General features: G+C 65.3%; 8 protein-coding genes. 6 read left to right on the top strand and 2 right to left on the bottom strand.

Annotated features, from left to right (window positions below; translation table 11 throughout):
• Window positions 1–37: 37 nt before the first annotated feature.
• From AC2FL1_RS14440 to AC2FL1_RS14430, 3 genes are read left to right on the top strand one after another with little or no spacing between them, the layout of a single operon-like run.
• Window positions 38–511, top strand: a complete 474-nt coding sequence (locus AC2FL1_RS14440) for a MarR family winged helix-turn-helix transcriptional regulator (RefSeq protein ID WP_234143176.1) — start codon at window positions 38–40, stop codon at window positions 509–511.
• Complete coding sequence (locus AC2FL1_RS14435) at window positions 508–1,545, top strand: efflux RND transporter periplasmic adaptor subunit (RefSeq protein ID WP_496877410.1); 1,038 nt, start codon at window positions 508–510, stop codon at window positions 1,543–1,545. The genes AC2FL1_RS14440 and AC2FL1_RS14435 overlap by 4 nt, the downstream gene beginning before the upstream one ends.
• A gap of 11 nt (window positions 1,546–1,556) precedes the next feature.
• A complete protein-coding gene (locus AC2FL1_RS14430) occupies window positions 1,557–4,589 on the top strand; it encodes an efflux RND transporter permease subunit (protein WP_496877409.1) in 3,033 nt (1,010 codons plus the stop codon).
• A gap of 18 nt (window positions 4,590–4,607) precedes the next feature.
• On the opposite strand, the gene AC2FL1_RS14425 is transcribed toward AC2FL1_RS14430, so the two are convergent.
• Together AC2FL1_RS14425 and carB are read right to left on the bottom strand one after the other, a co-directional pair.
• Window positions 4,608–5,018 (bottom strand): VOC family protein, encoded by a 411-nt coding sequence (locus AC2FL1_RS14425; RefSeq protein ID WP_496877408.1) that lies wholly within the window; start codon window positions 5,016–5,018, stop codon window positions 4,608–4,610.
• Between the two features lie 191 nt (window positions 5,019–5,209).
• Entirely contained in the window at window positions 5,210–8,563 is a 3,354-nt protein-coding gene (gene carB / locus AC2FL1_RS14420; protein ID WP_496877407.1) for a carbamoyl-phosphate synthase large subunit, read from the bottom strand.
• 194 nt (window positions 8,564–8,757) lie between these two features.
• Between carB and AC2FL1_RS14415 the strand changes: the two genes are divergently transcribed.
• The 3 genes from AC2FL1_RS14415 to aspS all read left to right on the top strand — a co-directional run bounded on the left by AC2FL1_RS14415 (window position 8,758) and on the right by aspS (window position 12,459).
• On the top strand, window positions 8,758–9,879 hold the full coding sequence (locus AC2FL1_RS14415) for an aminodeoxychorismate synthase component I (protein WP_496877406.1): 1,122 nt from the start codon (window positions 8,758–8,760) through the stop codon (window positions 9,877–9,879).
• Window positions 9,834–10,481 (top strand): aminotransferase class IV family protein, encoded by a 648-nt coding sequence (locus AC2FL1_RS14410; RefSeq protein ID WP_496829598.1) that lies wholly within the window; start codon window positions 9,834–9,836, stop codon window positions 10,479–10,481. The genes AC2FL1_RS14415 and AC2FL1_RS14410 overlap by 46 nt, the downstream gene beginning before the upstream one ends.
• 196 nt (window positions 10,482–10,677) lie before the next feature.
• The gene (gene aspS / locus AC2FL1_RS14405; protein ID WP_496877405.1) at window positions 10,678–12,459 is read left to right on the top strand and encodes an aspartate--tRNA ligase; all 1,782 of its coding nucleotides are present in this window, start codon (window positions 10,678–10,680) and stop codon (window positions 12,457–12,459) included.
• Window positions 12,460–12,463 lie beyond the last annotated feature (4 nt).

Raw genomic sequence — 12,463 nt, 5'->3', positions numbered from 1 at the left:
TTGAAGTATATCGCGGAGCGAAACAGGGGGTTGCCCGATGACCGACCGCGATTCTTTGCCGCCAAAGACCTTTCCGCCCGAGATCGAGGCGATGATGGGGGTCTATGCGCTGTACTGGAAGCTGGAAGAGGTGATTGCCGCCGAGGTGGCCGAGACCGGTCTCAGCCGTCCCGAGGCGCATATGCTGATCAAGCTCGGGACGCCGATGCGCATGGGGGTACTGGCGCGCGAGATGCTGGCACTGCCCTCGACCATCACCGCCACGGCGGATTCGCTGGAGCGCGCGGGCTATCTGACCCGCAGCCGCGACCCCGATGACCGCCGCGCCTGGCTGTTGGAACTGACGCCCGAGGGCCGGGCGCTGCGCGCCGAGTTTGTCGCCGATGCCGGTGCGCTGTTTCACGAGGTGTCGGGGCTGGATGCCTGCGAGACCGAGGAATTTGCGCGGCTGGCGCGCAAGATCCGCCTGACCATCCTGGAAACCGGACTATCCGAAGGGTTCAAGACATGAGATTTCTTTTTGCGCTGGGCACCGTGCTGAGCCTTGCCGCGGCCCCCTTGGCGGCGGATGCGCCCGCCAAGCCGGTCAAGCTGATGCTGGTAAGCGAGGCCGCGCCCGGTTTTTCACGCCAGTTCTTTGGCCAGGTGGCGGCGCGGCGCACGGTCGAACTGGCCTTTCAGGTGGCGGGGCAGATCGTGGAATTTCCGGTGAACGAAGGCGTGTTGCTGCCCAAGGGCAGCCTGATCGCGCGGCTGGATCTGGAGCCGTTCGAGTTGCAACTGGATCGCGCCCGGCTGCAAAAGGAGCAGGCCGACCGGACGGTGGCGCGGCTGAGCCGGTTGAAGGGAACCACGGTCAGCCAGGTGTCGCTGGACGATGCGGAAACCAATGCGCAACTGGCGGCCATCGCGCTGCGCGATGCGGAATATGCGCTGGAACATGCGACGCTGACGGCGCCGTTTGACGCGCTGATCTCGCGCCGCAACGTGGCGGCCTTTACCACGGTGGCGGCGGGAACGCCGGTGGCGCGGATCCATGACATGTCGGAACTGCGGATCGAGGTGGACGTGCCCGAGATCCTGTTCCAGCGTGCGGGCGAGCCCGAGGATGTGACCATCACCGCGAAGTTTCCGGCCTCGGACCGGGAGTTTCCGTTGCAGATCCGCGAGTTCGATGCCGAGACATCGAGCGTCGGCCAGACCTTCCGCATCAATTTCGGCTTTACCCCACCGCCCGGTCTGAACGTGTTTCCTGGCTCGTCGGTGACGGTAAATGTGCGGGTGCGGGATGGCGAGCCGGGCATCGCGGTGCCGCCCTCGGCGATCATCGCCGATGCGGGCGGCGGTCCTGGCGTGATGATCTTTGAGCCCGCAGGCGCCGATGCGGGCACGGTGCGGCGGCAGGCGGTCGAGATCGCGCCGCTGCCGGATGGGTTTGTGCGGGTGCTGTCGGGGCTGGCCCAGGGCGAGGAGATCGTCAGTGTCGGCGGTGCCAGCCTGAACGACGGGCAAGCGGTGCGCCGGTTCACCGGCTTTGGCAACTGAAGGGCCGGGTCATGAACATCGCGCGCCTGTCGATTGAAAAGCCGCTTTACACCTGGCTCATCATCCTGATTTCGCTGGTTGGCGGCATCTGGGGCTTTGCCACGCTGGGCCGGCTGGAAGACCCGGCCTTTACCATCAAACAGGCGGTCATCGCCACGCAGTACCCCGGTGCTACCGCCGAACAGGTGGCGCTGGAGGTCTCCGAGCCGCTGGAATCGGCAATCCAGAAGATGGACGAGGTGGATATCATCACCTCGGTCAACCAGCCGGGCCAGTCGCTGATAGAGGTCGAGATCAAGTCCACCTATGACGGCAGCGAGCTGCCCGCGATCTGGACCAAGCTGCGCGCCCGTGTCAGCGATGCCGCGCGCGCCCTGCCTGACGGGGTCAGCGCGCCTTTTGTCGATGACAGTTTCGGCGATGTCTATGGCCTGTTCTATGCGGTGACCGCGCCCGGATACACCGACGCCGAACAGCACGAACTGGCCACCTGGCTGCGACGCGAACTACTGGCGGTGCCCGGTGTGGCAGGGGTCGAGGTGGCCGGGCTGCCCGACGAGGCGATTTTCGTCGAACCCGATCTGGCGCTGTCGGTCAACCAGAACGTACCGGTACAGGCGATTGCCAATGCCATTGCCACCGCCGATTCCGTGCGCGACGCGGGCACGTTGCGCAACATTGACGGCAAGACCGCGATCCTGCGGCCCGAAGGCTCGGACAGTGTCGATGCCATCGCGGGCCTGTCGGTCGGCACGCAGGGTAAGGTGATCAACCTGTTCGACATGGCGCAGGTGCATCGGGGGCGTCAGGCCGACCCGGACCTGATCATCCGCCATAACGGGGATGAGGCGTTCACGCTGGGCATCGCGGGGCTGGCGACCGAGAACATTGTCGAGGTGGGCCAACGGGTGGATGCCCGTCTGGCGGAACTGGACGGCGATATCCCGGCCGGTGTGACGCTGGAGCCGATCTATCAGCAGCATGTGGTGGTCGAGGAGGCGAGCAATGCTTTCCTCGTCAACCTGGCCATGTCGGTGGCCATCGTGGTGGCGGTGCTGGCGCTGTTCATGGGCTGGCGCGCGGCGGTTGTGGTGGGGGCGACCCTGCTCTTGACCGTGGTGGGCACGCTTCTCTTCATGGCGCTGTTTTCCATCGAGATGGAGCGTATCTCGCTGGGTGCGCTGATCATCGCCATGGGGATGCTGGTGGACAATGCCATCGTGGTGGCCGAGGGCATGCAGATCGCCATGCTGCGCGGCAAGCCCTCGCGCGAGGCCGCCGACGAGGCGGCAGGCAAGACGCAGATCCCGCTGTTGGGGGCCACCGTGATCGGGATCATGGCCTTTGCCGGGATCGGCCTCAGCCCTGATGCGACGGGCGAGTTCCTGTTCTCGCTCTTTGCCGTGATCGGCATTTCGCTGCTGCTCAGCTGGGTGTTGGCGCTGACGGTGACGCCGCTTTTGGGGCATTACTTCTTCAAGCAGGGCCATGCGGATGCCGCCGATGCCTATGGCGGGCCGCTGTTTCGCGCCTATGCCGCCACTTTGCGGGCCGCGTTGCGGTTGCGCTGGCTGGTGGTGCTGGGGCTGGTCGCGGTGACGGCGGCCTGTTTCGCGGGTTTTGGCCTGATGAAGCAGCAGTTCTTTCCCAATTCGAACACGCCGCTGTTCTTTGTACACTACAAGCTGCCGCAGGGTACGCCCATCGAGACCACCGCCGATGATCTGGCCGAGGTCGAAGCCTGGCTGAACAAGCGTTCGGACGTTCTGGCTTACACCACATTTGCCGGGCAAGGCGCGACGCGGTTCATGCTGACCTATTCGGCGGAAAAGCCGAACCCCTCTTATGGGCATATGATCGTGCGGACCGAAAGCATCGAGGACATCCCCGCGCTTCAGGCCGATCTGGAGGCGTTTGGCACCGCGGCCTTCCCCGAGGGCGAGTTCCGCACAAGGCGGCTGGTCTTTGGCCCCGGTGGCGGCGACCCGATCCAGGTGCGGTTCTCGGGGCCCGATCCGGCGGTGCTGCGGCAGTTGGCCGATACGGCGATGGATGAGATGCGCGCGGCCTCGGACAATATCACCGGCGTGCGGTCGAACTGGCACGAGCAGGAATTGGCGCTGCGGCCCATCTATGCCACCGAGCGGGCGCAGATCGCGGGCGTCAGCCGCGACGATATCGCCGACATGCTGCGGTTTTCCACCGATGGCATCACCAGCGGGGTGCTGCGCGAACGCGACCGGCTGATCCCGATCATTGTCCGCCGTCCCGCCGATGGGCCTTACTCCATCGTCGATCAGGTGGTCTATTCGCCGCTCTCCGAGAAATTCGTGCCGGTCGAACAGATGGTGGACGGGTTCGGGTATGAGGCGGTCAACACGCTGGTGCATCGCCGCGACCGGCTGTTGACGGTGACCGTGGGCGCCGACATTCCCGCCGACCTGACCGCGGCACAGGTGCATGCCGAGGTGCGCCCGGTCATCGAGGCAATCCCGCTGCCTCCGGGCTACCGGATGGAATGGGGCGGCGAGTTCGAGGATTCCGCCAAGGCGCAGGAAAGCCTGGGCCAGCAATTGCCGCTGAGCCTGTTGATCATGGTGCTGATCTCGATCCTCTTGTTCAACGCGATCCGGCAGCCGGTGATCATCTGGCTCTTGGTGCCGATGTCGGTGAACGGGGTGGTGATCGGCCTTCTTGGCACCGGGCTGCCGTTCACCTTTACCGCGCTTCTGGGTCTGCTCAGCCTGTCGGGGATGCTGATCAAGAACGGCATCGTGCTGGTCGAGGAGATCGACCTGGTCCGGGCCGAAGGCAAACCGCTGCGGGAAGCCATTGTCGAGGCCTCGGTGTCGCGGATCCGGCCCGTCATGCTGGCCGCTATCACCACCATTCTGGGCATGGCGCCGCTCTTGTGGGATGCGTTCTTTGTCTCGATGGCGGTGACGATCATGGGCGGGCTGGCCTTTGCCACCGTGCTGACCCTGATCGCGGCGCCGGTGTTCTATGACCTGTTCTTTGCCCGCGAGGCGCGGGCCGAGGGCTGAGCGGTTCGGGCGCGGGCGTCAGGCGCCCGCGTCCTCTGCCGCGTCGTAGTGGTAGTAAAAGCAGGAGATCTTGTTGCCATCCGGGTCGCGCAGATAGGCGACGTAGAAATCCGGCCCGTAATAGGGCCGGGTGCCCGGCGCGCCCGCATCGGTGCCGCCATGGGCAAGTCCGGCGGCGTGAAAGGCGCGCACCTGCGCGGCATTCTTGGCCGGAAAACCCACCATGGTGCCATTGCCGGTGCTGGCGGGCGAGCCATCGAACGGCGCGCAGACCCAAAAGCCGGTGCCGCTGTCGTAGTCCTGGCCCCAGCCGGCCCAGCCCTCGGGCCAATCGGGCAGGCGGGGCTGATCCAGCACCGCAAAGACCGCGTCATAGAACCGGACCGCGCGGGTCAAGTCGTTGGTGCCGAAGGTGGTGTAGATGTTCATTGGGGTGCCTCGCAGGGATCGGTTGCGCGATCATGCGTGGTGTCTGGCCCCGGCGAAAGCCTGAAAGACGAAAGTTGCGTCTGACAGAGAAAGGCCGGGGGACGCCGTCCCCCGGACCCCCTGGGAGTATTTGCAACCAGAAAGAAGCAGGAGAGACCGGGTTTTCGCTGGTTTCTCCTGGTTTTGGGGTGTCAGCCCTGAAGGCTGCGCACCTCGATATCCCCTTCGGCCTGCGCCTTGATCGCCAGCGCGGCGGCGTTGCTGCCGGCGGCGGTGGTGAAATAGGGGATCTTGTCATAGAGCGCGATCGAGCGGATCGCTTTGCTGTCGCTCACCGCCTGGGCGCCTTCGGTGGTGTTCATCACCAGATGCACCTGCCCGTCCTTCAGCATGTCGACCACATCGGGGCGGCCCTCATAGACCTTGTTCACCACTTCGCAGGGCACGCCGTGACCGGCGAGCCAGCTTTGGGTGCCGCGGGTCGCGACCAGGGTAAAGCCCTGTTCCACCAGCACCTGCGCGGCCTCGAGCATGGCGGCGCCCTTGTCGGCATCCCGGATCGAGATGAAGGCGCGGCCCTCGCTGGGCAGCACCATGCCCGCGCCCATCTGCGCCTTGAGGAAGGCGCGCGCAAAGGAGCGGTCCCAACCCATCACCTCGCCGGTGGAGCGCATTTCGGGGCCAAGGATAGTGTCGACGCCGGGGAAGCGGGCGAAGGGCAGCACCGCTTCCTTGACCGAGAACCAGGGCATGTTGGGGTCGGCCAGCGTCATCTGGTCGGCGATCTTGGTATCGTCACCCTCTTTGTAGGGGGGGCGCATCGGGAAGGCGCTGAGCTTTTCGCCCGCCATCACCCGCGCGGCGATGGAAGCGATGGCAGAGTCCGTGGCCTTGGCCACGAAGGGCACGGTGCGGCTGGCGCGAGGGTTGACCTCGATCAGGTAGATCTCGTCGTCCTTGATCGCGAATTGCACGTTCATCAGGCCGACCACGTTCAGGGCACGGGCCAGTTTGTTGGTCTGGTCCTTGATCTGCTCGATGATCTCGGGCGAGAGCGAATAGGGTGGCAGCGAACAGGCGCTGTCGCCGGAGTGCACGCCCGCCTCTTCGATATGCTGCATGATGCCGGCCACATGCACCGCCTCACCATCGCAAAGCGCGTCGACGTCCAGTTCCACCGCGCCGGACAGGTAACTGTCGAGCAGCACCGGGCTGTCGCCCGACACCACCACCGCCTCGGCGATGTAGCGGCGCAGTTGGTCCATGTCGCGCACGATTTCCATGGCGCGGCCCCCCAGCACGTAAGAGGGGCGGATCACCAGCGGGAAGCCGATATCCTCGGCGATGGCCAGTGCCTGGGCATCTGTCGAGGCAATGCCGTTCTTGGGCTGTTTCAGGCCCTGCCGGTTGACCAGATCCTGGAAGCGCTCGCGGTCCTCGGCCAGGTCGATGGCGTCGGGCGTGGTGCCCAGGATCGGGATGCCGGCCTGTTCCAGCGCATTGGCCAGTTTCAGCGGGGTCTGGCCGCCGAACTGCACGATGACGCCGTGCAGGGTGCCGTTCTGTTGCTCGACCCGCAGGATTTCCATCACATGTTCAAAGGTCAGCGGTTCGAAATAGAGCCGGTCCGAGGTGTCATAGTCGGTCGACACGGTTTCCGGGTTGCAGTTGACCATGATGGTTTCATAGCCCGCATCGGTCAGCGCGAAACAGGCGTGGCAGCAGCAATAGTCGAACTCGATCCCCTGGCCGATCCGGTTGGGACCGCCGCCCAGGATGACCACCTTTTTGCGGTCACTGGGGCGCGCCTCGCATTCCACCTCGCCCATCATCGGGGCTTCGTAGGTCGAGTACATATAGGGGGTCTGCGCCTCGAATTCGGCGGCGCAGGTGTCGATCCGCTTGAACACGGCGGTAACGCCCAGGTTGTGGCGGGCGCGGCGTACGTTGTCCTCGTCGCGGCCGGTCAGCTGGCCGAGGCGCGCATCGGTGAAGCCCAGCATCTTGAGCGCGCGCAGGCCTTCCTCGTTGGTGGGCAGGCCGGTCTTGCGCAGGGCGCGTTCCTCTTCGACGATCTCGCGGATCCGGGCGAGGAACCAGGGGTCGAATTTGGTGACGCCAAAGATCTCGTCATCCGACAGCCCGTGCCGCATCGCCTGGGCGATGGTGCGCAGCCGGTCGGGGGTCTGGCGGCTGATCGCCTTGATCACATGCGCCTTGTCGTCTGCGCCTTCGACCGCATCCCAGAGGCCGACGGAGAGGCCGGGAATGGTGACCTCGTCAAAGCCGGTCAGGCCCGATTCCATCGAGGCCAGAGCCTTTTGCATCGATTCGTGGATGGTGCGGCCGATCGACATCGCCTCGCCCACCGATTTCATCGCGGTGGTCAGATAGGGTTCCGATCCAGGGAATTTCTCGAAGGCGAATTTCGGGATCTTGGTGACGACATAGTCGATGGTCGGCTCAAAGCTGGCCGGTGTCACCTTGGTGATGTCATTGTCCAGTTCGTCGAGCGTATAGCCCACCGCCAGCTTGGCCGCGATCTTGGCAATCGGGAAACCGGTCGCCTTGGAGGCCAGTGCGGACGAGCGCGATACCCGCGGGTTCATCTCGATCACCACCATGCGGCCGTCATCCGGGTTCACCGCCCATTGCACGTTCGAGCCGCCGGTTTCCACCCCGATCTCGCGCAGTACGGCGATCGAGCCGTTGCGCATGATCTGGTATTCCTTGTCGGTCAGCGTCAGGGCGGGGGCCACGGTGATCGAGTCGCCGGTGTGGACGCCCATCGGATCGACGTTTTCGATGGAACAGACGATGATCGCGTTGTCCGCCTTGTCGCGGACAACCTCCATCTCGTATTCCTTCCAGCCCAACAGGCTCTCGTCGATCAGGATCTGCGCCACAGGCGAGGCTTCGAGGCCGGAGCGGCAGAAATGCTCGTAATCGTCACGGTTATAGGCCACGCCGCCGCCGGTGCCGCCCAGAGTGAAGGCGGGGCGAATGATCGCGGGCAGGCCGATTTCCTCGAGCGCGTCCATCGCTTGGGCCAGGCCCGCGCGGATGTCATACTTGCCCTTGTCGTTCTTGGGGGCCGACACGATGGTCGCCTTGGGGTTTTCCAGTCCGATCCGGTCCATCGCCTCGCGGAACAGCTTGCGATCTTCGGCCATTTCGATGGCATGGCGCTTGGCGCCGATCATCTCGACCCCGAACTTCTCCAGCACGCCCATTTCTTCGAGCGCCAGCGAGGTGTTGAGACCGGTCTGCCCGCCCATGGTGGGCAACAGCGCGTCGGGGCGCTCTTTCTCGATGATCTTGGCGACCACCTCGGGCGTGATTGGTTCGATATAGGTGGCATCGGCCAGGCCCGGATCGGTCATGATCGTCGCCGGGTTCGAGTTCACCAGGATCACCCGATACCCCTCTTCGCGTAGCGCCTTGCAGGCCTGCGCGCCGGAATAGTCGAATTCACAGGCCTGCCCGATGACAATCGGCCCGGCTCCAATGATCATGATCGACTGGATGTCGGTTCTCTTCGGCATGGCTGGCCCCTTTGATTTTTTGCGAGTCACGAGCGCCCGCCCAGCGCCCAAATTGTCGTGCGTTATAGGCGCCTCGGGGAAAGGTGCAAGAGGGATCGGAAAGCGGCGTGAATTTGCCGCTTTCTGCTCTTTCGCCCGTACACGAAATCTCTATACCCCAGCGGCACGCCAATTGGCAGGGGGAGCGGACCCAGATGCAGCTTCGTTTCGATCAGGGGCCTGCCGGGGCCGGAACCGGCTTCGACCGCCCGGTAAGGGTGATCCGGGCCGATACCGCCGCGCAGGTGCCCGCGGCGCTGGCCGATCTGGATGTGGCGCGGGCGGATGGCGCTTGGCTGGCGGGCTATGCCAGTTACGAGCTGGGCTATGCGCTGGAACCGCGCCTGACCCGGCTGATGCCCGAAGGGCGGCGGCTGCCGCTTCTGTGTTTCGGCGTCTATGACGGGCCAAAGGTGCTGCCGCTGCCGACCCCCGGCGGCGGGATCGACGATTTCGCCCCCCGCTGGGACAGCGCGCGCTATGGTGCGGCCTTTGACCATGTGCACCGCGCCATCGGCGCGGGAGAGTTCTATCAGGCCAACCTGACCTTTCCGGTCGATCTGCGTCTTCATGGCGCCGCGCCTGCGCTTTATGCCGCGCTTGCTGCGCGCCAACCGGTCGGACATGGCGTGCTGGTGACGCAGGACGGGCTGCCCGATATCCTCTGTCGCTCACCCGAGCTGTTCTTTCGCACCGACCCCGAAGGCTGGATCGAGACCCGCCCTATGAAGGGCACCCAGCCGCGCAGCGACGATCCGGTCGAGGATGCCCGCCGCCGCGCCTGGCTGGCGCGCGATGCCAAGAACCGCGCCGAGAACCTAATGATCGTCGATCTGTTGCGCAACGATATCAGCCGGGTGGCACTGCCCGGTTCGGTTCATGTGCCCGAACTTTTCCAGATCGAGACCTATGCCACGGTGCATCAGATGGTGTCGCGCGTCGCAGCGCGTCTGCGGGCGGATGTCACCCTTTCGGATATCCTGCGGGCGCTGTTTCCCTGCGGCTCGATCACCGGCGCGCCCAAGATCCGCGCGATGGAAACCTTGGCGCGCCTTGAACCCTGGCCGCGCGACATCTATTGCGGCACCATCGGCTGGGCGGCGCCCGATGGCGCCTGCGAATTCAACGTGGCGATCCGCACGTTGCTGGTCGATGGCGCGCGCGCCACGCTCAATGTCGGCGGCGGCGTGGTCTGGGACAGCACCGCCCGCTCGGAATACGAGGAGGCGCTATGGAAGGCCCGCTTTGCCCGCCAGATGATCCCGGCTTTCGCCTGATCGAGACGCTGGGCTGGCACCCGGACGAGGGGCCGCGCCGTGCCGCGCTGCATCTGGCGCGCATGGCCCGGTCCGCCGCCGCCCTCAGGATGCGGTTTGATCAGACCAAGGCGCAGCACCTGCTGGACCAGATCTGCGGCCCGGCGCCGCTCCGCTGCCGCCTGACCCTCGATCCCAAGGGCGTGTTGGCGCTGGAAACCGCCCCGCTTGCCGCGGCCGCGCCGCTCTGGCGTGTCGCGATCCATCCCGAACGGCTCGACGCAGATGATCCCTGGCTCCGCCACAAGACCACAAGGCGCGCGCTGTATGACCGTGCCCGCGCCATGCTGCCTGCTGGCATGGACGAGTGGCTGTTCCTCAATCGGGCGGGACAGCTTTGCGAGGGCACAATCACCACTGTCTTTGCCGCCATCCAGGACGATCTGCTGACACCCCCGCTTGCCGACGGCTTGCTGCCCGGTATCCTGCGCGCGGAGTTGCTTGCCACCGGTCAGGTGCGCGAGGCCACGCTGACCCCGACCGATCTGTGCGATGCCAGCGCACTGTATTGCGGCAACTCCCTGCGCGGGCTGATCCCCGCCCACCTTTGTTCGAACACGTGACAGCCCCCTTCATTTCGCCAAAAATACTCCGGGGGGCCGCCGTCAGGCGGTGGGGGCAGCGCCCCCTCCTGCGCAAACCCAAAGAAATCCGGGTGAATTGGCCACAAACCTCGGATGCGCGCGGCGCGGCCTTGACTTCCCCGGCCTATCGCGCTGTATCGGCGCGACGCTTTCTCCGCCCGAAGGGATATCACCGATGCACGCCTATCGCAGCCATACCTGCGCCGCCCTGACCGCCGCCAATGTCGGCGAAACCGTTCGCCTGTCCGGCTGGGTCCACCGGGTGCGCGATCATGGCGGGGTGCTGTTCATCGACCTGCGCGACCATTACGGCGTGACCCAGGTGCTGTGCGACGGCGACAGCGCCGCATTCGCGGCCCTGGAAAAGGTCCGCTCGGAATGGTGCATCCGCATCGACGGCACGGTCAAGGCGCGCGACGCGGACCTGGTCAACCCCAAGCTGCCCACCGGCGAGATCGAGGTCTATGTCCGCGAGCTTGAGGTGCTGGGCCGCGCCGAGGAACTGCCGCTGATGGTGTTCGGCGATCAGGAATACCCCGAGGAAACCCGCCTGCGCTATCGCTATCTCGACCTGCGCCGCGAGGCGATGCAGGCCAACATGACCCTGCGCTCGGACGTGGTGGCCTCGATGCGCCGCCGCATGTGGGGGCAGGGGTTCCGTGAATACCAGACCCCGATCATCACCGCCTCCAGCCCCGAGGGTGCGCGCGACTTCCTGGTGCCCTCGCGCCTGCATCCGGGCCGCTTCTATGCGCTGCCGCAGGCGCCCCAGCAGTTCAAGCAGCTGATCATGGTCTCGGGCTTTGACAAGTATTTCCAGATCGCACCCTGTTTCCGCGACGAGGACCCGCGCGCCGACCGTTCGCCCACCGATTTCTACCAGCTCGACCTGGAAATGAGCTTTGTCACCCAGCAGGATGTGTTCGACACGATCGCGCCGGTGCTGGCGGGCGTGTTCGAGGAATTCGGCGGTGGCCGCAAGGTCGATGCGCCGCAGGACTGGCCGCAGATCGCCTATGCCGATGCCGCCAAATGGTACGGCACCGACAAGCCCGACCTGCGCAACCCGATCAAGATGCAGGACTGTTCCGAGCATTTCCGCGGCTCGGGCTTTGCCATCTTCGCCAAGCTTTTGGAGCAGGAAGGCACCGAGATCCGCGCCATTCCTGCCCCCACCGGCGGCAGCCGCAAGTTCTGTGACCGGATGAACGCCTTTGCCCAGAAAGAGGGCCTGCCGGGCATGGGCTATATCTTCTGGCGCGATCAGGGTGATGGGATGGAAGCCGCCGGACCGCTCGCCAAGAACATCGGGCCCGAGCGCACCGAGGCGATCCGCCAGCAGCTGGGTCTGGGCGTGGGCGACGCCGCCTTCTTCCTGGGCGGCAAGCCCAAGTCGTTCGAAAAGGTCGCGGGCAAGGCGCGCGACGTGATCGGAGCCGAACTGGGTCTGACCGAGACCGACCGCTTTGCCTTTGCCTGGATCGTGGACTTCCCGATCTACGAGCGCGACGAGGAAACCGGCGAGATCGACTTTGAACACAATCCCTTCTCGATGCCGCAAGGTGGGATGGAGGCGCTCAATGGCGACCCGATGGCAGTGCGTGGTTTCCAGTACGACCTCGCCTGCAACGGCTATGAACTGGTGTCGGGTGCGATCCGTAACCACAAGCCCGAGATCATGCTCAAGGCGTTCGAACTGGCCGGATATGGCGCCGACGAGGTCAAGGCCCGCTTTGGCGCGCTCTTCAACGCCTTCCATTACGGCGCGCCGCCGCACGGGGGCTGTGCCGCCGGGATCGACCGCATCGTGATGCTGCTGGCGGACGAGGCCAACATTCGCGAAGTGATGATGTTCCCGATGAACCAGCGCGCCGAGGATCTGATGATGCAGGCGCCGTCCGAGCCCAGCTCGGACCAGCTGATGGAACTGGGCCTGCGGGTGATCCCGCAGGACTGAGCGT

The sequence above is a fragment of the Ruegeria sp. YKSF070 genome, assembly GCF_059612725.1.
Note: the sequence above shows the minus strand (reverse complement) of the source record. Positions and strands in the feature narration are given on the sequence as shown.

What these genes read in the sequence shown, in the direction of transcription:
- AC2FL1_RS14410 (WP_496829598.1), top strand. Translation starts at nt 9,834, where the DNA reads ATGGAAGGCCCGCTTTGCCCGCCAGATGATCCCGGCTTTCGCCTGATC.
- aspS (WP_496877405.1), top strand. Translation starts at nt 10,678, where the DNA reads ATGCACGCCTATCGCAGCCATACCTGCGCCGCCCTGACCGCCGCCAAT.
- AC2FL1_RS14430 (WP_496877409.1), top strand. Translation starts at nt 1,557, where the DNA reads ATGAACATCGCGCGCCTGTCGATTGAAAAGCCGCTTTACACCTGGCTC.
- AC2FL1_RS14415 (WP_496877406.1), top strand. Translation starts at nt 8,758, where the DNA reads ATGCAGCTTCGTTTCGATCAGGGGCCTGCCGGGGCCGGAACCGGCTTC.
- AC2FL1_RS14435 (WP_496877410.1), top strand. Translation starts at nt 508, where the DNA reads ATGAGATTTCTTTTTGCGCTGGGCACCGTGCTGAGCCTTGCCGCGGCC.
- carB (WP_496877407.1), bottom strand. Translation starts at nt 8,563, where the DNA reads ATGCCGAAGAGAACCGACATCCAGTCGATCATGATCATTGGAGCCGGG.
- AC2FL1_RS14425 (WP_496877408.1), bottom strand. Translation starts at nt 5,018, where the DNA reads ATGAACATCTACACCACCTTCGGCACCAACGACTTGACCCGCGCGGTC.
- AC2FL1_RS14440 (WP_234143176.1), top strand. Translation starts at nt 38, where the DNA reads ATGACCGACCGCGATTCTTTGCCGCCAAAGACCTTTCCGCCCGAGATC.